General features: G+C 66.0%; 20 protein-coding genes. 4 read left to right on the top strand and 16 right to left on the bottom strand.

Annotated features, from left to right (window positions below; all coding sequences use genetic code 11):
* The first annotated feature begins 9 nt into the window (after nucleotides 1–9).
* Nucleotides 10–672 carry an O-methyltransferase gene (locus ACLQ3I_RS07835; protein WP_425801049.1) on the top strand — a complete coding sequence of 221 codons (663 nt, stop codon included), beginning with the start codon at nucleotides 10–12 and terminating at the stop codon, nucleotides 670–672.
* A 34-nt stretch (nucleotides 673–706) separates the two neighbouring features.
* Here the strand turns inward: ACLQ3I_RS07835 and ACLQ3I_RS07830 are convergent, their stop codons facing one another.
* Genes ACLQ3I_RS07830 through ACLQ3I_RS07820 form a run of 3 tightly spaced genes read right to left on the bottom strand, consistent with a single transcriptional unit; the run spans nucleotide 707 to nucleotide 2,524 of the window.
* Nucleotides 707–1,105, bottom strand: coding sequence for a nuclear transport factor 2 family protein (locus ACLQ3I_RS07830; protein ID WP_425792357.1), 399 nt, complete (start codon nucleotides 1,103–1,105; stop codon nucleotides 707–709).
* Between the two features lie 55 nt (nucleotides 1,106–1,160).
* Nucleotides 1,161–2,021, bottom strand: a complete 861-nt coding sequence (locus ACLQ3I_RS07825; protein ID WP_425792356.1) for an SDR family oxidoreductase — start codon at nucleotides 2,019–2,021, stop codon at nucleotides 1,161–1,163.
* A gap of 14 nt (nucleotides 2,022–2,035) precedes the next feature.
* Nucleotides 2,036–2,524 (bottom strand): MarR family winged helix-turn-helix transcriptional regulator, encoded by a 489-nt coding sequence (locus tag ACLQ3I_RS07820; RefSeq protein WP_425792355.1) that lies wholly within the window; start codon nucleotides 2,522–2,524, stop codon nucleotides 2,036–2,038.
* A 98-nt stretch (nucleotides 2,525–2,622) separates the two neighbouring features.
* Between ACLQ3I_RS07820 and ACLQ3I_RS07815 the strand changes: the two genes are divergently transcribed.
* Nucleotides 2,623–4,113: an MFS transporter gene (locus ACLQ3I_RS07815; RefSeq protein WP_425792354.1), complete on the top strand. Its 1,491-nt coding sequence runs from the start codon at nucleotides 2,623–2,625 to the stop codon at nucleotides 4,111–4,113.
* An 11-nt stretch (nucleotides 4,114–4,124) separates the two neighbouring features.
* On the opposite strand, the gene ACLQ3I_RS07810 is transcribed toward ACLQ3I_RS07815, so the two are convergent.
* Nucleotides 4,125–4,583 carry a MarR family winged helix-turn-helix transcriptional regulator gene (locus tag ACLQ3I_RS07810; protein ID WP_425792353.1) on the bottom strand — a complete coding sequence of 153 codons (459 nt, stop codon included), beginning with the start codon at nucleotides 4,581–4,583 and terminating at the stop codon, nucleotides 4,125–4,127.
* A gap of 113 nt (nucleotides 4,584–4,696) precedes the next feature.
* On the bottom strand, nucleotides 4,697–5,584 hold the full coding sequence (gene thpD / locus ACLQ3I_RS07805) for an ectoine hydroxylase (protein WP_425801047.1): 888 nt from the start codon (nucleotides 5,582–5,584) through the stop codon (nucleotides 4,697–4,699).
* Nucleotides 5,585–5,754: 170 nt separating this feature from the next.
* On the opposite strand from thpD, the gene ACLQ3I_RS07800 reads away from it, so the two are divergent.
* Nucleotides 5,755–6,390, top strand: coding sequence for a DUF1345 domain-containing protein (locus ACLQ3I_RS07800; protein ID WP_425801045.1), 636 nt, complete (start codon nucleotides 5,755–5,757; stop codon nucleotides 6,388–6,390).
* A gap of 79 nt (nucleotides 6,391–6,469) precedes the next feature.
* On the opposite strand, the gene ACLQ3I_RS07795 is transcribed toward ACLQ3I_RS07800, so the two are convergent.
* The 10 genes from ACLQ3I_RS07795 to ACLQ3I_RS07750 form a co-directional block, all read right to left on the bottom strand.
* A complete protein-coding gene (locus tag ACLQ3I_RS07795; RefSeq protein ID WP_425792350.1) occupies nucleotides 6,470–7,471 on the bottom strand; it encodes a glycine betaine ABC transporter substrate-binding protein in 1,002 nt (333 codons plus the stop codon).
* An 88-nt stretch (nucleotides 7,472–7,559) separates the two neighbouring features.
* Nucleotides 7,560–8,420, bottom strand: coding sequence for an ABC transporter permease (locus tag ACLQ3I_RS07790; protein WP_425792349.1), 861 nt, complete (start codon nucleotides 8,418–8,420; stop codon nucleotides 7,560–7,562).
* Complete coding sequence (locus ACLQ3I_RS07785) at nucleotides 8,417–9,730, bottom strand: quaternary amine ABC transporter ATP-binding protein (RefSeq protein WP_425792348.1); 1,314 nt, start codon at nucleotides 9,728–9,730, stop codon at nucleotides 8,417–8,419. The genes ACLQ3I_RS07790 and ACLQ3I_RS07785 overlap by 4 nt, the downstream gene beginning before the upstream one ends.
* 265 nt (nucleotides 9,731–9,995) lie before the next feature.
* Nucleotides 9,996–11,225, bottom strand: a complete 1,230-nt coding sequence (locus ACLQ3I_RS07780; RefSeq protein WP_425801043.1) for a glycosyltransferase — start codon at nucleotides 11,223–11,225, stop codon at nucleotides 9,996–9,998.
* Nucleotides 11,222–12,574 (bottom strand): hydroxysqualene dehydroxylase, encoded by a 1,353-nt coding sequence (locus ACLQ3I_RS07775; RefSeq protein WP_425801041.1) that lies wholly within the window; start codon nucleotides 12,572–12,574, stop codon nucleotides 11,222–11,224. The genes ACLQ3I_RS07780 and ACLQ3I_RS07775 overlap by 4 nt, the downstream gene beginning before the upstream one ends.
* Before the next feature lie 269 nt (nucleotides 12,575–12,843).
* Nucleotides 12,844–13,392: a peptide-methionine (S)-S-oxide reductase MsrA gene (gene msrA / locus ACLQ3I_RS07770; RefSeq protein ID WP_425801039.1), complete on the bottom strand. Its 549-nt coding sequence runs from the start codon at nucleotides 13,390–13,392 to the stop codon at nucleotides 12,844–12,846.
* On the bottom strand, nucleotides 13,389–13,868 hold the full coding sequence (gene msrB, locus ACLQ3I_RS07765) for a peptide-methionine (R)-S-oxide reductase MsrB (RefSeq protein WP_425801037.1): 480 nt from the start codon (nucleotides 13,866–13,868) through the stop codon (nucleotides 13,389–13,391). The genes msrA and msrB overlap by 4 nt, the downstream gene beginning before the upstream one ends.
* A gap of 239 nt (nucleotides 13,869–14,107) precedes the next feature.
* On the bottom strand, nucleotides 14,108–16,486 hold the full coding sequence (locus tag ACLQ3I_RS07760) for a PEP/pyruvate-binding domain-containing protein (RefSeq protein WP_425801035.1): 2,379 nt from the start codon (nucleotides 16,484–16,486) through the stop codon (nucleotides 14,108–14,110).
* A 5-nt stretch (nucleotides 16,487–16,491) separates the two neighbouring features.
* Nucleotides 16,492–17,469 (bottom strand): TIGR03617 family F420-dependent LLM class oxidoreductase, encoded by a 978-nt coding sequence (locus tag ACLQ3I_RS07755; protein ID WP_425792342.1) that lies wholly within the window; start codon nucleotides 17,467–17,469, stop codon nucleotides 16,492–16,494.
* An 11-nt stretch (nucleotides 17,470–17,480) separates the two neighbouring features.
* Nucleotides 17,481–18,596 (bottom strand): hypothetical protein, encoded by a 1,116-nt coding sequence (locus tag ACLQ3I_RS07750; protein WP_425792341.1) that lies wholly within the window; start codon nucleotides 18,594–18,596, stop codon nucleotides 17,481–17,483.
* Between the two features lie 51 nt (nucleotides 18,597–18,647).
* Here ACLQ3I_RS07750 and ACLQ3I_RS07745 point away from each other — a divergent pair, with 51 nt between their 5' ends.
* Nucleotides 18,648–19,238, top strand: coding sequence for a TetR-like C-terminal domain-containing protein (locus tag ACLQ3I_RS07745; protein ID WP_425801033.1), 591 nt, complete (start codon nucleotides 18,648–18,650; stop codon nucleotides 19,236–19,238).
* 311 nt (nucleotides 19,239–19,549) lie between these two features.
* On the opposite strand, the gene ACLQ3I_RS07740 is transcribed toward ACLQ3I_RS07745, so the two are convergent.
* A complete protein-coding gene (locus ACLQ3I_RS07740; protein WP_425801031.1) occupies nucleotides 19,550–20,392 on the bottom strand; it encodes an esterase/lipase family protein in 843 nt (280 codons plus the stop codon).
* Nucleotides 20,393–20,527: the final 135 nt, after the last annotated feature.

Here is a 20,527-nt window from a genome sequence, read left to right as displayed (position 1 = left end):
CGTGGTGGCATGACGAACACCCTGGACACCGACCCAGTCGCCGCCACGATCACCGGGCTGTACGACCAGGCCACCGCCCAGTTCGCCGATCGACCACCGCGCCGACCCGACGGTCCCCGCGCCGCGCCTGCCGGGACCGCTGCCGAACGCGCCGATGCCGCGCAGGACTGGTACATGCCCGTGAGCCCGATGGCCGGCCGGTTCATGTACTCGCTGATCCGTGCTACCCGACCCGTCACCGTCGTCGAATTCGGGATGTCCTACGGCATCTCGACCCTTCACCTCGCGGCGGCCGTGCGCGACAACGGTGTCGGCCACGTCTACACCACCGAGCTGAACGCGAAGAAGATCGAGACCGCATCGGCGACCTTCGCCGACGTCGGACTCGACGACGTGATCACCGTGCTCGACGGTGACGCGCTCGAAACCCTCGCCACCGTGGAGGGCGAGATCGGTTTCGTGTTCATGGACGGATGGAAAGAGATCTACCTACCCGTACTGCAGCTACTCGAGCCCCGGTTACCAACTGGCGCACTGATCGTCGCCGACAACACCGAGAGCCCCGACACCGCCGACTACCTCGAGAGGGTCCGGCGACCCGAGAACGGCTACACGAGTGTCAATTTCCCCGGCAAGGGACACGACACCATGGAGCTGTCGTGTCGGGTGTGAGGCCGGTCGGGTGTGAGGCCCGACCGGTGCGACATCATCTCTCGCCGGCCGCAGCCGAACTCGCGATCTGCTCGAAGCGAGCGCCCATCTCGCGGGCCAGCGCCTCGGCGGCCCGGAGCGGGCGCACCATCACCATGAAGTCGACGATCTTCCCGTCGTCGTCGAAGTGCAGGAAGTCGCAACCCGTGATGGCCAGGCCGTCGACCTTCGCCTCGAACACCAATGCGTGATCGACCGAGCCCGCGCCGCCGATCTCACGCACGTAATGGAAGTCCTCGAACACCTCGACGACCGCACGCAGGATCGCCGACGTGATGGCCTTGCCCTCGTAGGGCTTGAACGCGACGGGACTGCGGAACACCACGTCGTCGGCGAGCATCGCCTCCACAGCGTCCAGGTCGCGGGCGTCGATGGCCTCACGGAAACTCGGCATCTCGGATCCTCTCGATCGGGTCGGTCGCACCCGCAGATCGGGACGACGTGACAGCTTAGTACTGGGCCACCCGGCCCTCGCGTGGAGCCCGATACATCCTCCACAGGAAGCGTGGAACCGATCGCAACGGCAACGGCCGCGGCCAATCGCCCGGCCGGATGAGCGCATCGGTACCGCCGTCGACGACGATCACGCTCCCGACCAGGAAGTCCGCGGCCGGCGACAGCATCGTCATGACCCATTCGGCGATCTGCTCGGCCGTGCCGAACCGACGACTGGGCAGCGGAAACGCCCGCACCTGCGACCCGGTTCCGCTGTCGAGCTGAGACTGCAGCAGGGGGGTCATCACCGGGCCCGGCGCGATCACATTCAGACGGACACCCGCGCCTGCCCAGCCGTCGCTCACCGCTCGTGCCCGGCACCAGTGCGTCACCGCGATCTTCGACGCGGCGTACGCGACCGGGCCCGAGACACCTCTCCGACGACGGATCTGCCGCACGGCCGCGTCGAGTTCTCCGCCGATCAGGCGACGGACAGCTCGTTTCGGCACCATCGGCGTCGTGGTGGTCGAGTTGGAGCCGAAGACCACGACCTTGGCGTCACCGGCTGCGGCGAACGCCGCCTCCCAGGAGTCGAGGAGTTCAGTGACGCCGAGAACGTTGACCTCGGCGATCATGCGCTCGCGGCCTGCGCCGGGACCGAGTCCCGCTGCCATGACCGCACCGTCGAGGCGCCCACCGGCCAGATCGCCGACCTCGGCGATCGCGGCTCGACGGCCATCCGAGGTCGACAGATCCGCGATCACCTCGACATCTCGCAGGTCGACCCCGATCACGCTGTTGCCCGCCGCACGCAGCCGCTCGGCGCAGGCCTTGCCGATGCCCGACGCAGCGCCGGTCACCACATACGTCCCCATTGACTCCCTCGCGGTCAGTGCGCGTGCTGGCGCGCGGCGTGCTGCTCATCCTGCCGAGCCGTGGTGCGTTCGTAGGCGTCGTTGAACGCCCGGAGCTCGTGCAGCAGGGTATCCGGTGAGCCCGGCGCGAGATCGGCGAAGACGCGGATCAGGCGGTCGGCCCGTCGCATCCCGTCGTGTTCGAACGCGTCGAGGCCTGCGGCAGTGGGCCGGATGAACCGGCTGATCTGCCCCTCGACCTCGAAGCGCTCGAGGTAACCGTGTTTGATCGCCGCGTTCACCTGCCGGTTGACCGTCGACTGTTCGAGATCGAGTTCCTCGCTGAGTTCCCGAAGGGTTCGCGGCCGGTCGTCGGAGAGCACCCACAGAATCGCGAAAGCCGATGCCTCGAGCTGGGTGCCCGGAACGACGTTGGTCTTGCGCCGACCCATCCGCAACAGCTCTTCGGCCAGGTCACGGTAGACGGGCGACGGCCAGAACGATGCGTCACCGGCACCTGACATGTCTCCAACCTTCCGTCCGATATATCGGACAATCTACGCATAATTTGGCGTATGCACCATACATATGTAGGCTACATATCCTACGAGGAGGATGCCACATGACCAGTACTCCCACCGGCGATTCGCCGGGTACGCACGTGGACCCCGAATTGACCGGCGACGACCGCTCGGCCGCCGCGATCGTCGTCGTGTCGATCCTCTGTTTCGGCGGTCTGGTCACCTCGCTGATGCAGACCTTGATCATCCCGATCCAGCCCGAGATACCGCGCCTGCTGAACACCTCGATCTCCAACGCGTCGTGGATCATCACCGCGACCCTGCTCGGTGCGGCAGTCGCCATGCCGATCGCGGGCCGTCTCGGCGACATACTCGGCAAGCAGCGGGTCCTGCTGGCGAGTGCCGCCCTGCTGGTGGTGGGATCTCTCGTCTGTGCCCTCAGTTCGTCGCTCATCCCGATGATCGTCGGACGCACCATCCAGGGACTGGCCATGGGATTCATCCCGCTCGGCATCAGCCTCATGCGCGAGGTGACCCCTCCACGCCTGACGTCGATGGCGGTTGCGGCGATGAGCGCCACAATGGGAGTCGGCGGCGCGATCGGCCTGCCGCTCTCGGCATGGGTCGCACAGCAATGGGACTGGCGTGCACTGTTCTGGGGTTCGGCCGCCCTCGCGGTGGTGGTCACCGTCCTGGTCGCGGTCGCCGTGCCACACGTCGACGACAGCAACGGCGGTCACTTCGACATCATCGGTGCCGTCGGACTCGCCCTCGGCCTGTCCGGTGTGTTGATCGCCGTCTCCAAGGGCAACGACTGGGGATGGAGTTCGGGTACCACCCTCGGCCTCATGTTCGGCGGTGTGGCGATCCTGCTGATCTGGGGCGTCTTCGAGGTCCGCCACACCGATCCCCTCGTGGACCTGCGCACCACCGCCCGACCCGCCGTGCTGTTCACCAACCTGGCCGGGATCGCGATCGGTTTCGGCATGATGGCCCAGGCCATCGTGATGCCACAGCTACTGGAGATGCCGTCGGCGGTCGGCGGCCTGGGACAGACGCTTCTCGCCGCCGGCCTCTGGATGGCTCCCGGTGGGTTGATGATGCTCATCTTCGCCCCGGTGTCGGGCACGTTGATCAACAAGATCGGCGCCAAGCCGACGATGGCCATCGGGGCCGGCGTGCTCGGTCTCGGCTACCTCGGCGCCTTCCTGCTGATGAACGCGCCATGGCAGCTCGCGCTGGCCTCGCTGATCTGTTCCGCCGGCGTGGGGATCGGTTATGCGGCCATGCCCACCCTGATCATGGGTTCGGTCCCGATGCACGAGGCCGGCGCGGCGGTCGGCCTCAACGGTTTGATGCGTTCGATCGGCACCACCACCGCGTCGGCGGTGATGGCCCTGGTCCTGACCAGTTCGACGATCACCTTCGGACCGGCCGAGGTGCCCAGCCATTCCGCGTTCCGGTGGTGCTTCCTGATCGGTGCGGTCGCCGCCTTCGTCGGGGTCGCCATCACCCTGCTGATCCCGATCGTCCGAAACAAGGTCGCCGGCGCGGACGCATCCGCCGACGCCGAGCCGGTGCCCGCCGGCTGAGCGGGCGAGTCTCAGGGCACGTCTTCGCCGGCCAGTTCCTCCAGACCCCGCAGGGCCGGCAGTGCCGCGGCGAGCGCCGAGCGTTGCTCGGTCGGCAGGCTCTCGATGTACTCGCCGATCCGATCGGTCACCTGCCGTCTGCGCTCCACGATGTAGTCCAGCCCCACCGCGGTGAGCTCGATGAGACTGGCACGGCCATCGGCCGGATCGTCGCGACGCGCGACGAGTCCCGACCTCTCCAGAGATGCGATCAACGAGGTCATCGACGGCTGCGTCACGCCCTGGGTGCCGGCGAGGCCGGTGATACGTTGCGGGCCGCGCTGGCGCAGGGCGGTCAACGTGGCTGCCGCGGTCATGCTCATGTCGCGGGGGCGCTGGCGCACGAAGTCGGCCATCAACGCATAGAGCGCATCGGCGGTGTCGTCGACGTTGCCGTTCGAACCGGCCGAGGATGCGAACGTGGCGGACATGTGACCCACTTTATTCGACCTGCAACGATGCTGCATAGGTTTCCTATATAGCGTCGCTAATGGTCGCCGAGGGGGGTTGCGGCAACAATCACCCCTCGGCGACAACGGTCAGATCACCTGTGCGCCAGATGGTCCGGTCGCGGTTGCGGCGCGCCGAACGGCTCCTGCAGAGCATTCGACTTCGCGTTGAAGACCACGAAGAGGTTGCTGCGCGGGTAGGGCGTGATGTTGCCCGACGACGCGTGCATGCAGTTGGAGTCGAAGTAGAGCGCCGAACCGGCGGGCCCGGTGATCGTGTCGATGCCGAAGTCGTCGGTCAGCTCGGTGACGTCGCCCTCCTCCGGCGTACCGAACGGTGGACGGTAGGACACCAGCGACTCCTCGTGGTAGCCGTCGGGCGTCTCGCCCACACAACTGACGAACCGCTTGTGCGATCCCGGCACGATCATCAGCGCACCGTTGTAGGAGTGGTTGGGCGTCAACGCAATCGACACGCTGAGCGCACGAGGGGCGGGCATCCCGTCCTCGGCATGCCACGTCTCGAAGTCGGAGTGCCAGTAGAACGGCCCACCCGCAAAGCCGGGCTTGAGATTCACCCGACTCTGATGGACGTACACGTCGTCGCCGAGGATTTGCCTTGCGACACCGACGATCTCGTCACGTGCACAGATCTCGGCGACCACATCGCTGAGCTGATGCACCGCGAACAGCGACCGGACATCGCCGCTCGACGGCTCGCGGATCACCCGATCGTCCTCCCCGAGACGATCGGTGACGGCGCGCACATCGTCGAGACAGCGCCCGATGTCGTCATCACTGATCACCGAAGACGCGGTGTGGTAGCCGCGCTCGTCGTATCGACGGAGCTCCGGGCCCGACATCGGGCCCGGGGTTCTCATGCCGGCCCAGACCACCGGGTGTGGTCGAGGCTCGATCTGGCTGTGCTCCGACAGACGTGTGCGGTACACATCGACGGAGCGAGTTGCTGTTTGAGTTACCACGATCTACGTTGATCCTTTCCCTCAATTGGCATCTATGGCCGGATGTTGACTTGTCATACGCCCGCGAAATGGGCGCCCACCTGAGGCTTACTCGGATCAGACAGGCTAAGCAAACCCGCTGCGTATCGTGGCGCCACGATCACCGCCCGAGATGCGGGCAGACTGACGACATGCGATTCGTGCCTTCGACCGCCACACCTCGGATACTTCTCGCGCTCATCGTGGGCATCCTGTGCGGTGCCGCGGTCGGGTTGGTCGCGACCGATGCGGGGTCGGCGGTCCTCGTCGCCATCGCTGTCACCGGCGCGGTGTTCGTCGCGCTCGGATGGGCGGCGCTGTGGCCGATGGACGGGGAGCAGACCCGACAGCACGCCGGTCGCGAGGACTACCGGCCGGCGATCGACGAACTCATCGTCGTCGTCGCGACGTTGTCGGCACTCGGGGGAATCGTCGGCCTGTTGATCGAGGGCGGCTCCCACGCGGACTGGTTCCCGGCCACGGTCGCGCTGGCGGGGGTGTTCCTGTCGTGGGGAAGCCTGCACCTCATGTACGCGACGCGGTATGCGTTCCTCTACTACGCGGGCGAACCCGGTGGCATCGACTTCAATTCAGACGCACCTCCGCAGTTCCGCGACTTCTTCTATTTCAGCTACAACCTGGGCATGACGTACCAGGTGTCGGACACCGACGTCTCCGACTCCGGGATCCGGGCGGTCGCGCTCCGCCACTGCATGCTCTCGTACGTGTTCGGCGCCGTGATCCTCGCCACCACGATCAACCTCGTCGCCGGAATAGTCGTCACATGACTGCGCGGCACCGGCTTTCGGTCGCGAGGACCTCGGCCGGTGCCGCGCACGTCGTTGTCGAACTGTCGACTGGGAGCTGTTACTTGAGCGCCCCGGTCTGCAACTGATTCGCGAAGTCCGGGTGCGTGGTCAGCCACTCGTTCACCGCGGCATCAGGATTGTTGCCCTGGTACTTCTGCGTCATCAGATCCTCGAGATCGGAGAGTTCCTGATCGGGGACGATGAGGTTCTTGAACAGCTGGGCAGCCTTCGGATTGGACTCACCGAAGCCCTTGGTGGCGAAGTTCCAGATACCTTCCTTGCCGCCCATCGCTCCCTTCGGATCATCGAGATCCCGAATGTCGAACGCCGAGTAGGCCCAGTGCGGCTTCCACAGCGTGACTGCGACATTGGTCTTCTCGGCCTCGGCCTTCTTGATCGACGCGAGCATCGCGGCGGTCGACGAGGTCGTGAAGGTCATGTTCTGCAGGCCGTAGGCGGGGATCATGTCGTCCTTGACGACGCCGGTCTCACCGGCGCCGGGCTCGATCCCGACCAAGGTGTTGTTGTAGTCGCCACCCATCGACTTCAGATCTTCGATGGACTTCGCCGGTGACGAATTGTTCACCGCGATGGTCAGTTTCGCGTTGTCGTACCAGCAGCCGAGCGGCTCCATCTGGTCGCCGTACTGCTCGATGTAGGTCTTGTGGGTCGTCGGCAGCCACACGTCGGTGATGACGTCGACGTCGCCCTTGGTGGTCGCGGTGAAGGCTGCCGCGGCGTCGAGGGTCTTGACGTTGGCGGTGTAGCCGTTCTTCGCGAGGATGTTCTTCATCAGGTAGGCCGTCGCGGTCGACTCATCCCACCCGCTGAACGCACCGATGGTGATGTTCTTGTCGCCGCTACCCGCGGAAGCACTCGTGGCATCCGCGACGCCGTCGGTGAGCGAGCAGTTCGCGTATTTGCTCGCCGCACCCGATGCGCTGGCCTCGGTCCCGCCGCCGCCCGCCGAATCGGAGTTGGAGTTCGACGCACCGCACCCGCTGAGCGCCAACGCGCCGACCGTGATGGCCGCCGCGAAAATCCCTAGCTTTCTCTTCATCTCGTTCCTACCCTCTTTCACTCCTGCAATGGGTCGTGTGACCCACCGGACGTAACGTGTGGCCGGCGGCGCGGCCGGATCGATGCGACTAGGCGTTCGCCACCCGGCCACGACCCCCGATCGCCGAACTGATCCGGTCCATGTAGACGGCGATGATCACCACCGACAGACCGGCTTCGACTCCCAGCGCCAGGTTCAGGGTCTGGAGCGACTCGTTGACCTGCCCGCCCAGTCCGCCTGCACCCGCGAATCCGGCGATCACCACCATCGACAGTGCGAGCATGATGACCTGGTTGACGCCGGCCATGATCGTGGGCATCGCCAGCGGGATCTGGATCTGGCGCAGAATCCGCGCGGGACTCGAGCCGAATGCCTGACCCGCCTCGACCACTTCCGGATCCACTTGCCGGATCGCGAGTTCGGTGAGCCGGATGCCCGGCGGCATCGCGAAGATGATGGTCGCGACGACACCCGGAGTGGGGCCGATACCGAAGATGATGATCACCGGGACCAGGTAGACGAGACCCGGAAGGGTCTGCATCAGGTCGAGGATCGGCCGGACGACGGCCGAGACCGCCCGGTTGCGAGCCGCCAGAATCCCGATCGGGATCGCGACCACCAGCGCGATGATCACCGCCACGAGGACCAGCGCGATCGTGCTCATCGCATTCAGCCACTGGTCGAACGCGCGGATGAAGTAAAAGCCGATGACTGTGAAGACCGCCAGCGGCCACCCTTTTCGGAGACCACCGGCGAGCAGCGCGAGGGCGGCGAGAATCAGGATCATGACGTAGTAGGGCGGGCTGGACAGGACGTTGTACAACGCGTCGTAGAACCCGTCGATGACGGTCTTGATCGCGTCGAACAGCCAGGAGGCGTGTTCGGTGAACCAGTCGAAGGCGGACTCGACAGCGTCCCCGAGATGGATACGCGGATTCGCGAAACTCACGACGCATCACCGCCTTCGAGATCGTCGACCGATGGTTCGGCGACCTTCTCCCCGTCGGCACTGTCGGATGATGCTGGTGCGGTGTCCCTGGGCGCCATCGAGGCGAGCAGCCCGACCCGCGGGACGACGCCGCGCAGACGCCCGTCGTCATCGGTGACCACCAGCGGCACCGGCGACTCGCTCGACGGCGCAAACAATTCGGCCACCGGAGTCGACCCGTTGACGGAGACGAGTGCATCCTTTCGCAGCAAAGGTGTCAGTTCCTTCTGGTCGTTCTTCACCGCCGCGACCGCGTCGTCGTCGGTGACGTAACCGAGCAGTCGCCGGTCACGGTCGACGACGAGGACGCCCGAGGTCTGGTGCTGTCGCATCTCGTTGACGGCACCACGCGGTCCCGCGGACAACGTGATCACCGCAGTCGCGGGCTCCATGACCGAGCTCGCGGTCAGCACGCGAGATCGGTCGACCTCGGCGGTGAACTTCGCGACGTAGTCGTTGGCAGGGTCGGTCAAAATCTGTTCCGCAGTGCCGATCTGGACGATCCGTCCAGACCTCATGACGGCGATCCGGTCACCCACGTACATCGCCTCGTTGAGGTCGTGAGTGATGAAGATGATCGTCTTGCCGAGGCTGGACTGGAGTTCGATGAGCTGGTCCTGCATCTCACCGCGGATCAACGGATCGAGAGCGGAGAACGCCTCGTCCATCAGCAGGATGTCCGTCTCCGCTGCCAGCGCCCGCGCCAGACCGACACGCTGCTGCATGCCGCCCGACAGTTGCCCGGGCAGGCGATCACCCCAGCCCTCGAGGCCGACGACGCCCAACCAGTGATCGGCGCGTTCGAGCCGTTCGGCCTTGCCGATGCCCTGTTCCTTGAGCGCATATGCCGCGTTGTCCCGGACCGTGCGGTGCGGGAGAAGGGCGAAATGCTGGAAGACCATGGAGACGTGGTCACGACGGATGGCCCGCAGCGCTTTGTCGGAGACCTTGGTGATGTCGGTGTCGCCGATGTGGATGTTGCCCGCCGACGGCTTCCACAGCCCGTTGAGGGTCCGGATCAACGTCGATTTACCGGAACCGGACAGACCCATCACGACGAAGATCTCACCGGACGGCACCTCGAAACTGGCGTCGATGACCGCTGCGGTGCCCATGTCCTTCAGGTCGTCGGGGTCCGCACCGGCACGCAACCGCTTGACCACCTCGTTCTCACGTCGACCGAAAATCTTGTAGACGTGTTCTGCGCGTAGTGCGATGTCGTGGGTATGCGTGCCCGGCTGGGCCGCTTCGCTCAGGGATGGAGTCGCCAAACCCTCACCTTTCCGGGCCTGGCCGTGTCGCTCGTGGCCCGTTCGGAGCCAGCGCCGGCGATCACATTCCGGATCACGCCGGGGCGCATCCGTGGCCTTAATTTGTCGGTCGGTTCGTTTGTCACCTTAGTCAGGTCACTGTGAACGCACAGCATTTGCCTGGTGTTGACCGTGTCTTCGCCAGCGACGACCTCGTCGAAATCGGACAAAACGCCGGTCGCGCAGGTGGCCGACCAGGCACGCCTGCCGGATGCCGGATCAGCGATCAGCCCGCCGCGAGCAACACGTCGCAGGCCCGGGCAACCGCACGATCGGGCGGCGTCAGCCGGTCGGCCAGGTCCGCGGCCCGCTCGGCGACCCCGTCGTCGAGAAGCAGTGTGAGGTCACCGTCATCGAGCTTTCGCAGTCGCCGTCCGCCCCCTACCCCGAGCCGGCGGAGCGAGGCGGTCCACATCGGTTGATCGGCGCTCAGCCAGCCCACCACCGCAGGGATGCCGGCACGTGCGACGGCCGCCGTGGTGCCCGCGCCACCGTGATGCACCGCGCCGCGGCAGTGCGGCAGCAGCGCCTCGTGATCCACCGATCCGCTCACCCGCAGTACGGCGTCGCGCTCCGTGAGGTCATGTGACGTATGTGCGATGACCCGCAGCCCCATGGCGGTCAATGACTCGACGATCCCGTCGATGCGCTCGCGTTCGATCGGCATGCTGCCGAATCCGACGTAGACGGGTCGATCACCGGCATCGGCCCAGTCGACCGCCCGCGCCGTGACCGCGCCGGCGTCGCCGTTGTATGCCATGCGCGTCGGTTCGTCGGGCAGGAGTGCGCCGGTGAACGGCCTGGTGGGACCCCATTCGTCCGCGAGTCCCGGAAACATCAGCGCGTCATACGCCTGGATCTCGGAGCCACCTGCCTCGCGGAGCCGGCGCGGAAGCGGGCCCGTCGCGGTCGCGATGCCGAGACGACGGCGCAGGTCACGGTCGCGACCTCGCACCGTCCACCAGTTGACCTGGTCACCGATCGACCAGAACGCACGGCGAGCCCACCGCGGCGTCGATCCGAGGATCTCGACCGACACATTCGCTCGGATCGGGCAATAGTGCAGCGGCACGAACGAGACCTGTGCGCTTTCGGCGACGGTTGCCGCACGTTCCTGCGCGAGCAATCCGGTCACCAGAACGTCGGCGTCCCGGGCTAGTTCACCCATGACCTGTTCCGACGTCTCCGCACCGAACGACGAGATCTCAGCAAGCGCCTTGAGGCGCACCGAGGGGTTCTTGCTCTTCAGTCGCTCCTTGACGAGCGGACTCTGCAGGAGCTCCGAGTTGTCGGGACAGAGCACTCGGGTCGACAACCCTGTGCGGCTCACCGCCGGGGCGATGTCCTCGGGCGCCGCCACGGTCACGTCGTGACCCCGGTCGGCAAGGGCCTGCGCCACGGCAACACCCGGCTGGACGTCACCTCGACTGCCGTGCATGGCAAAGCCGAATCTCATCGATTCTCCGAACTCCCCTCCACGATCACCTCGACGGCACGCGCGGCGCTCTGGCACGCGCCTTCCATCGTGGTGGTCCAGTCGGTGCGCGTCCAGTCACCCGCCAGGGCCAGGCCTTTCACCGCTGTGCGCTGGTCGGGCCGGACGCCCGCGGTCCCCGGCCGTTGCGCGAAGGTGGATTTCGGCATCCGCACCACATGACTGTGGATCACTGTGGCCCCGACGGCATCCGGGTAGTACCTGCGCAGCATCCCCATCTGGATGTCGGTGATCTCCGTATTCGACTTCGCGGTCAGCTCGTAGGCCGCCGACACCGTCGTCGAATAGAGGTGATGCCGACACGGGTCACGGTCGTGCATCTGCTGGCGATCCCACACCTGCTCGAGCACTCCCTCACCGCCATAAAGGATCTCGCCCCAGTCGGTCATCCCGATCGAGCGGTCGAGGTAGAGGTTGACGCTGACGATCGGGACCGGTGTCAGGTTCTCCACCGCGGCATAGATCTGTTCGTGACCGGGTACCTGGTCGAGCAGCCCCTTGACGTTCCACACCGGCACGGCGCAGATGACCGCATCCGCGGGGATGTGCTCACCGTCGGCCAGGGTGACCCCCGTGACCGTGTCGTCGACCACGTCGACCGATGCGACGACCGCTCGGTGTCTCACCGCGACACCGGCGTCGGCGAAGACCTTCTCGGCGCCGTCGACGAACAAGGTGTCGAGATCGACCGTCGGGTAGCCGATCGAGATCGGCGTCCGGCTCTCGCGTGCCCGCCGGATACCGGTCACCAGCAGATCGGCCGGCACCTTGGCCGACGAGATGTCGGGCTTGTCACCGGTCAACCCGATCACGATGCCGTCCCACAACGCGTCTCGTGCCGACTGCGGCATCCCGATCCGGCGGAACCATTCGTCCGCGGTGATGTCGTCGAGCCAAGGCGGCTGCCGCAATGCCTGCCTGATCAGCGTGGCCTGGGCGCGTGCCGTCCGCCATCGGTCCAGGCCGGTGACGCCGGGCAGATCGCCGATCGCGGCGCGCAGGCCCGCGACGCCACCGAACGCGGAGCGGCGGGTGGCGCCACCGGGCACGCGGACGGTCATGTGACCGGGAAAGGCCACATGCTCTCGTGTCCCGACGCTGTCGAGATATCGCATGAGGTGCTGGTAGCCGCTCGCGAACACGTGCTGCCCGTTGTCGGGAACGTCGTCGACCGCCGCCACCGGCATCGCGATCGTGCGCCCACCGAGCGATCCGCGTCGTTCCAGGAGCGTGACGCGGTGGCCTGCTTCCGCGAGCCACACCGCCGACGCCAGCCCGGCCAGTCCCCCACCCACCACCACGCAGTGCATGCGGCCAGCGTAGCGGTCAGCGCTGACCGGTGCGCTTCGCGAACCACCCGGGAATAGAAGTCCCCGGCACCCGGTTGAACAGCGCGACGGTCTCGGGATCTCTGCCCCGGGCCCCACCCCTTTTCGCCGCTTCGAGCGGCCGTTTGCCGAGAGGCGCATTGTCCGGGACCGTCGACCAACTGCGAAGAGCCGCCACCCGTGATCCGGGTGGCGGCTCTTCGTGTCTTTACCGCAGTGTCATCGGGTCATCGGGTCATCGGGTCATCGGGTCATCGGGATCCGGCGTCCTCCCGCTTGGGTAGTACCCAACCAGCCCTCGGGAAATGGCAGGTGTACCCGGTCGGATAACGGAGCAGGTAGTCCTGATGCTCCGGCTCGGCCTCCCAGAACGGCGCTTGCGGCTCGATGGTCGTCACGGCCTTCCCGGGCCACAGACCCGACGCGTCGACGTCGGCGATCGTGTCCCGCGCCACCTGCTCCTGCTCCGGGCTCAGCGGGAAGATCGCCGACCGATAGCTGGTACCGACATCGTTACCCTGACGATCCTTGGTGCTCGGATCGTGGATCTGGAAGAAGAACGCCAGAACGTCACGGTAGGTCGTCTCCGACGGGTCGAACACGATCTCGACCGCCTCGGCATGCCCGGGATGGTTGCGGTAGGTGGCGTGATCGTTGCTCCCGCCGGTATAGCCGACGCGGGTGTCCAGCACGCCCGGCTGGCGGCGGATGAGATCTTCCACTCCCCAGAAGCAGCCGCCGGCGAGGACCGCCGTCTCGGTGCCGGGGCGACGCGTGATCTGTCCGGTGTCGTTGGTCATTCTGCGTTCTCCTCGGTGATTGTCGGGGTGGTGTCGTCGAACTCGCCGCGATACGCGCCGTAGCCCTGCGCCTCTAGTTCGTCGGCCGGGACGAAACGCAGAGCTGCCGAGTTCATGCAGAACCGCTGCCCGCCGGCATCGCGCGGCCCGTCGTCGAAGACGTGGCCCAGGTGGCTGTCGGCACCTGCCGAACGAACCTCGGTCCGTCGCATCCACAGCTTCCGATCCGACGTGGTGGTCACCGCATCGGACTCGATCGGCTTGGTGAAACTCGGCCAACCTGTTCCGCTGTCGTATTTGTCGGTCGACGAGAACAGCGGTTGTCCGGAGACGACATCCACGTAGATGCCCGGCTCGTGGTTGTCCCAGTACTCGTTGCGGAATGCCGGCTCGGTGCCGTCCTGCTGGGTTACGCGGTATTGCGCGTCGGTGAGGGCACTCACGGTCTCGGTTGTCTTGCGGTATTCGTTGGTCACGTTTCCTCCTGTCGGCGCCGCTGGCTGCGGCGACACCCCTTCCAACAACGGGGTCGTCCGATTTGGTCCCGACCTTTCGTGATGCTCGCAAGCTCGACGCAGTCGGCCGCTACCGCATCGAGGGGTTCAACGAAGGCCGGTTCACCGTCGCGGCCTACCCCGTTGCTCGCGCTCACCGATTTCGTTCCCGCTCATCCTGCCGGGTGAGCGGGAACGAAATGCGTGAGCGCGAGCCGGTTCTACTCAGGCTGAGCGAGCCGGCTGACGAGACCCCGATCCCCGTCCACCCGCACCCGGTCACCGGTCTCGAGCACCTGGGTGGCCACCAGAGTGTTGACGACGCAGGGCAAACCGTACTCGCGGGCCACCACGGCACCATGTGACACCGAACTGCCGATATCGGTGACGAGCGCGGCGATCACGGTGAAGTACGGGGTCCACCCGACGTCGGTGACCGGTGCGACCAGAATCTCGCCGCGCCGCAGTTCACGCGCATCGACAATCGACTTCGCGACGCGCACCACTCCCTCCACCGTTCCCCGGCCGGCGGGGCGACCGACTATCTGGTCGCCGGTGTCGCCTCGCTGCGGCGGGGTGACGAGCGGGGACGGCCGCCCCACCGAGACATCGTCGAACTCGAGGGAGTCCTGGAATGCCAGCGCTTCTCGACGTTTCACGGCGCTGTGCACGAGTCCGGCGACATCGTCGGTACCGACGACGCGGTGCAATTCCGCGCGGTCGAAGAAGAAGACCAGATCGGCGTCGGGCAGCCGTCCCGACCCGGCCAGCACCTCACCCAGGTGGCGGTAACCCAGTTTGAGGCGATGCGCCATCAGCGCCATCTTCGATTTCGTCTGCTCACGCCCGCGAGCGCCACTCTGCGCCCACCGGGCGAGAAGTCGAACAGTCGACGACCGCGGGGCCATCGCCTCGGCAGCGGTCGGCCCGTTGTGGACCGGATCGAGGGCTGAACGCAGCATGACCTGCATCATCGCGCCCAGACCGCCCGGGTCCTCGGCCCAGGAGGGGTCACGCATGCACAGCTCGCGGTAGCCGCGATGTCCATGCCGACCCAAGAACTGCCGCAACGCACTACCGCCCGGGCCACCGTCGGCCCGCAACTCGGTGACCGCATCCTCGGGTGCGGCCGACAGGAACTTCTCGGTGGCCGCATCATCGGCCGCGACGGTGTGCACCACCGCGTCGAGTTCGGAGAGCATGAGCGCGCTCTCGACGTCGGTGGCGCCGGCCATCAGCCGACTCGCCTCGGCCCGGCCGTCGTCCTCACCACGTCCGTCCTTGATCGCCTGCTTCATCAGCACGCTTTCGAGAACATTGGCCGCGACCGCTGCGCGCGACGACGACCGAACGTGCGTCAGGGTGATATCGCAGTACAGATCGACGCCGGATTCCATCTGCCGCATGACAACTCGTGGGTCGTCGCTTGTAGGTATGCGGAAAGTGGCGATCTGCTCGTCCAGCCGGCGGATCGCCGGGCCGGCAGATAATGCGTGCGTGCTGAGCCGGATCGTGTTTCCCAGTTTCCGGGTGAACGGTTGCGGCGGCTTGGGTTTCAGCTCGCCGATGACCCGGCCGCAGATCGAGGTGGAGAACTGCTCCAGGGAGTTGCCCAGGATGCCCGAACTCAGCGCCGTACCCTCGGTCAGGTTGAGGAACATGTGTCCGTAGAAGTAACCGACCTGAAGCCACGGTGTTTCGTAGCTCTCCTGTGCTCGCGCCACCACTTGGATGGTCTGCATCGCGTAGTCGATGGCGTAGCCGGATACCGACGCGGTCAGCGGGCAGAAGGCCCCCGGCATCATCTCGCCGATGTTGCAGCGCGTGTACACGTGGTCGGCGCCCGCAAGCGGCGAGTCCATCTCGTTGAGATCGGCGGGCAGAGTGGTGATCGGCCGCGCCTGCAGCCACCACAGCTTCCCGGACCGGTCGATCGCCCATTCGAGATCCATCGGCCTACCCCAATGCTGAGCAGCGCGTACCGCATCGGAGCGGATCTCCGCGATCTCGTCCGGCGACAAGACCGGCGACGCACCCGTCTCGCTCACGACCGGGTTACCACCGGAATCCAGGATGAGGTGGTCGGGCGAGGCCGTACCGTCGACGAGCGCTTCGCCGAGTCCGGTGACGGCGTCGATCACCAGGAGGTCGCGCCGGCCGGTGGTCGGATCCGCGGTGAACACCACGCCGGCACTGCGCGCGTCGACCATCTGTTGGACCACCAGATGCATGGTGGCGCCGGGTTGTCCGCGGTAGGACGAGGCCCGTCGAGAATGCACGGAGGCAGCGCACTTGCGCACGGCCGCGGCAAAGTCGTCGACGGACTCGACGCCGAGCACGGTGTCGTATTGCCCCGCGAAGGACTGGTCCTCACCGTCTTCTCCGACTGCCGAGGACCGGACGGCGACGGCCGTACCGGCTGCGGCCATCTGGGAAAACCGTTCCGTCACCCTGTCGAGGGATCCCTGCGCGGAAGCATCGGCGATGACGAAACCGCCGGGCACCGAGAGCCCGATGCGTCGCAGTTCCGCGAGTCCGGCTGCCTTGCCGCCGAAGCGGTCGTCGGTGATGTCGTCGAGTTCGATCGTTGTCGGCGCCATGTCGATCACCGCAACGCGTCCACGATCTCGGCGAGCGCGTCGACGGCGATCGGGCCCGGTTGATACAGACAGATCCGGTCGGACACACCGTCGACACGATCCCGGATGTGCGCAGCCACCTCTGCCGGGGTGCCGCATGCGGCGATGGTGTGCAGAATCTCGTCGTCGATCAGCGTGGCCATCTCCTGCCAGCGGCCCTGCTTGGACATCGCATTGAGCTCCGGCTGCAGATCGCCCCAGCCGTGCGCGTCGAGGACCGGCCGGTATGCGGGCGTGGACCCGTAGAACGCCAACAGCATTCGGGTCGAGGCGTGGTCGTCGCCGACCGACACGATGATCTCGGGCACCACCTCGAAGTCGTCCTCGCTCCGTCCGGCGGCCGCCAGCCCTGCACGAACGCCCGGCATCGTCGCCTCGTGCAGGAATCGTTTCGTCCCGAACGGCATCACCAGCAGGCCGTCGGCCACCTCCGCGGTGGCCCTGGTCATCCGCGGGCCCAGCGCGCCGAGATAGATCGGTGGCGGACCGTAGGGATTGGGCCCGGGCACAAAGGTCGGCGTCATCAAGGTGTGCCGGTAGTACTCACCACGGAAGTCCAGACGTTCACCGTCGTTCCACGTCGCGAAGATCGCACGCAGCGCCCCCACCATTTCCTTCATCCTGGCAACCGGGTGGTCGAACTCGGCGCCGTAGCGCTTCTCGATCTGTGCGCGCACTTGTGTGCCCAACCCCAGGATGAAGCGCCCCTCGGACAGCAGTTGCAGGTCATTGGCCTGGTGTGCGAGTTGGATGGGGTTGCGGGGTAACGCGATCGCGACGTTGGTCATCACGTCGAGACCCTTGACCGCCGATGCCGACACCAGCGGTGTGAAGACGTCGTGCGGGCCTTCGAACGTGAACACACCGGAGGCCCCGGCTTCTTTGAGCGCCGTGGCGCGTTCGACCGCACCGGCGGGATTGAACAGCGCTGTCGTGATCTTCATGTCGTCGACCCCTACTTCGCCACGTCGGTCCAGTCGGAGAATCCCGACGGATGATGCGGACCGATGACGCCGTGCTCGAACAACCCGGCACCCTCGCAGGTCCGTCCGTCGGCCTCGGTACACACAGCTGTGGCGACGTGGTCGATGAGGCTGAACGGCGCTCTGGCCATCACTTCCGGATCCGTCAGGTCGAAGCTGACACGCTCAGCGAACGGCCCCTCCTTCCAGGTGCCGTGTGCCCACGACGAGTCACCACCGTAGCCAGACCCGAATGCGATGGGCGCGAACAGCTTCGACTCGACGTCGAGGTGGATCTGGTCCCCCGCCCGGTTCATGAAGTCGACATGGACACCGTGCGGAATCCTGGTTCCGGGGGTGTAGTGGATGGTGACGCGCACTCCGTCGAGTTGTTCGATGCGGCCGTCGCGCCAGCGGCGTGTGCAGTCGTAGAGGCTGCGGTGCCCATCGGGGTCCTCTTGCAGGATCATGAACAGCTGGTAGTCGTCGAAGGCCAGCGGCAGATAGAGCCACCACATGCCACGGAACGCCGCGTCGGGTCGGCCCGACGGTTCTGCCTCACCGACCGGTCGGATACCCCAGGACCGATCGCGACTCGCCACGCTGGAGTCATGATCGACCGCCAGCCGCTCGCCGTCGACGTCGATCCAGCCCTCCCACGTGCCGACCTGGGCAAAGCGGCACGCCTGCAACGTCACCCGTCGCTCGGTCAGCATCTCGTGCGGGCGCTCCAGAGCGGCGGGGAACAGACCTCGCCACGTCAGATCCGCCGAGATGCCTTCGGTATCGGCCAGGGTCAGGTGCATCTCCTGCAACGGCTCCACAACGTCGAGACGGTAGCCGTTGACGCTCTGGTGGAGACGATCGTCATCGATGGCGTCGCTGAGGTGCACCGCGGTCTGGGTGTCGCCACGACGGACGACGAAGTAGGCGTCCTTGACACCCAGGCGCGGGTAGTACCCGATTCCCGTCAGCGCCATGAAGCGACCCTCGCGGTCGAGGACGTTGAAGTACGACCGATCGTAGAAATTCCGATCGGAGGTGGCCGGCCACGAGATCGGCGCCGGCGTCTGATGGATCGGGTACTCGTCGAGTGGGCTCAGTTGCACTGATTCTCCCTATAAATACGATGCATCTTGTATTGGAACTATGCTGTGGTCATGACAGCAGAAACACCCGGCGAAGGCAAGAGGTCTGCACCGTCGCCCGGCCGCCCCCGCGACGGCCGGATCGATGCCGCGATCATCACGGCCACCCGGGAGCTGATTCTCGAAACCGGATACTCCGCGCTGTCGTTATCGGCGATCGCCGCGCGCGCCGGAACCACCACGGCCGCCATCTACCGGCGATGGGCCGGCAAAGCCCAACTCGTGCACGAGGCGGTGCTGTCCGCCGAAGAGATCCCCACGTCGGATGGTTCCGGCGATATCCACACCGACATCCGGGCGCTGGTCGAGACAGTCCGCGAAATGTTCGACAACCCGGAGGTTCGCATGGCGCTGCCCGGCCTGATCGCCGACACCGTCGCCGACCCGCAGGTGCACAGCATGATGATCGAACGGCTCGCCGGCAATCTCGCCTCGTTCGAATCCCGCTTCGGCCAGGAACGCCGGGACGACGACCAGTTGCCGATGCTCGCCGAGGTGGTGGCCGGCACCGCGATCTTCCGCATCCTCATCCGCCGGGACGCCGCCCTCGACGACGCCTGGGTGGACGAGATGACCGAGCTGATCACGGAACGATGGCCCTGAGGGCGGGTGTTCGACCCCTGGGTCCAACCGACCCCCGGTCAGCGTCAGAAAAGCTGGTCGTCCGGGAGTTGACGATGTGGCGCCGAGGTGGCCGCATCGACGGGTGATCCCCTCTGCGATTGCCGTCAGAAACTGAAGAACCAGGGATTCGCAGAGCAGACCAGGTCAGGGTGATGCTCCGGATCGAGGGCATGTAGTGCGATCGAGATGGCCCGCGGTGAGTACGACATCGACAGGTGATCGGAGGTATCTGCTGCACAGCCCTTTTGCAACTCGATGTTCTCCACCTTCCGACCCTTGAGGAAGGTCGATTAGTACGGTGTGACGACCTCGTCGTAGCGGGTTCCCACCACGGTGTAACGGATGCCCGGGTAGGTCTCACGGGACTGATTGAGTTGACGGATGAACGGCGAATCCACCGTCTGATCAATCGCGCCTGCGCCATACACCCAGGAGGAGACGCCGAGGATGTCGAAGCCGGCGTTGCTCATCTGCCGTCCGATCCATGCGAGACCGAGGAGCGTGGTTCCGTGGTTGGGGGTACCGAAGGTGATCAGTGTGCCGATCTTGCGCTTTGGGGGGTGCCCGGCATCGGCGCCGCCGCGGGATTTGATCCACTGCCGGGCGACGAGTCCGCCTTGGGAATGCCCGATCACATCGACCTTGTCCGAACCTGTCGCTCGTCGGACCCGATCGACATAGGCGCCGAACTGGGTGGCGGACCGTGCAATGTCACCGACGCCCACCGTCGACGGCAGGACAACCGCTACGCCACCTCTGTCCACGAACGTAGTCCTGCCGTAATTCGGCGTGAACACGCAGTAACCGGCCCTTTTCAGCGCCGGGGCGAATGCCGCCCAGTTGGCGTATGCGTTCTCGAAGGTGCCATGGACGAGGATGACCGGTCGCTGCCCTGCCTTGGGTTTGCAGGAAAAGTCGTTGGCCCCCGCCGGCGCCTCATTGGGATGGGTGACAGCGTAGCCGTACGCAGACCAGAAGCCTGCTTGGGCGGGCCCGTGCCCGACGGTGTCGACGATCTTCGGGAAGGCTTGGACAGTCGGGGCAGCAGCCGCGGTCGACGTCCCCGCGATCAAGCCCGCGGCCATCCCGGCAATGACTGCTGCCTCCACGGCTTTTCGCAATCGTCTTCGCATCGTTGAACTCCTGAACCTGAGTGGGAATCACAGTCGCCTCGTTCCGCCTCACCCCCTGAGACTGGAGGCGGCACGACATAACGTGCTGAACGGTAGGCGCGCGCGGCCCCGGGTGTCACTGCACTCTGAGTAGAG

Origin of the sequence: Gordonia sp. DT101 (assembly GCF_049844895.1) — a bacterium.
Taxonomy (GTDB): Bacteria; Actinomycetota; Actinomycetes; order Mycobacteriales; family Mycobacteriaceae; genus Gordonia.
The sequence above is the reverse complement of the archived record's forward strand: the minus strand, read 5'-3'. Positions and strand labels throughout refer to the sequence as shown.

Excerpts from the sequence above, each read along its gene's own strand:
- ACLQ3I_RS07815 (WP_425792354.1), top strand. The coding sequence starts at position 2,623 with ATGACCAGTACTCCCACCGGCGATTCGCCGGGTACGCACGTGGACCCC.
- ACLQ3I_RS07820 (WP_425792355.1), bottom strand. The coding sequence starts at position 2,524 with ATGTCAGGTGCCGGTGACGCATCGTTCTGGCCGTCGCCCGTCTACCGT.
- ACLQ3I_RS07825 (WP_425792356.1), bottom strand. The coding sequence starts at position 2,021 with ATGGGGACGTATGTGGTGACCGGCGCTGCGTCGGGCATCGGCAAGGCC.
- ACLQ3I_RS07795 (WP_425792350.1), bottom strand. The coding sequence starts at position 7,471 with ATGAAGAGAAAGCTAGGGATTTTCGCGGCGGCCATCACGGTCGGCGCG.
- ACLQ3I_RS07775 (WP_425801041.1), bottom strand. The coding sequence starts at position 12,574 with ATGCACTGCGTGGTGGTGGGTGGGGGACTGGCCGGGCTGGCGTCGGCG.
- ACLQ3I_RS07800 (WP_425801045.1), top strand. The coding sequence starts at position 5,755 with ATGCGATTCGTGCCTTCGACCGCCACACCTCGGATACTTCTCGCGCTC.
- ACLQ3I_RS07760 (WP_425801035.1), bottom strand. The coding sequence starts at position 16,486 with ATGGCGCCGACAACGATCGAACTCGACGACATCACCGACGACCGCTTC.
- msrA (WP_425801039.1), bottom strand. The coding sequence starts at position 13,392 with ATGACCAACGACACCGGACAGATCACGCGTCGCCCCGGCACCGAGACG.
- ACLQ3I_RS07780 (WP_425801043.1), bottom strand. The coding sequence starts at position 11,225 with ATGAGATTCGGCTTTGCCATGCACGGCAGTCGAGGTGACGTCCAGCCG.
- ACLQ3I_RS07755 (WP_425792342.1), bottom strand. The coding sequence starts at position 17,469 with ATGAAGATCACGACAGCGCTGTTCAATCCCGCCGGTGCGGTCGAACGC.
- ACLQ3I_RS07830 (WP_425792357.1), bottom strand. The coding sequence starts at position 1,105 with ATGCCGAGTTTCCGTGAGGCCATCGACGCCCGCGACCTGGACGCTGTG.
- ACLQ3I_RS07835 (WP_425801049.1), top strand. The coding sequence starts at position 10 with ATGACGAACACCCTGGACACCGACCCAGTCGCCGCCACGATCACCGGG.
- ACLQ3I_RS07740 (WP_425801031.1), bottom strand. The coding sequence starts at position 20,392 with ATGCGAAGACGATTGCGAAAAGCCGTGGAGGCAGCAGTCATTGCCGGG.
- ACLQ3I_RS07810 (WP_425792353.1), bottom strand. The coding sequence starts at position 4,583 with ATGTCCGCCACGTTCGCATCCTCGGCCGGTTCGAACGGCAACGTCGAC.
- ACLQ3I_RS07745 (WP_425801033.1), top strand. The coding sequence starts at position 18,648 with ATGACAGCAGAAACACCCGGCGAAGGCAAGAGGTCTGCACCGTCGCCC.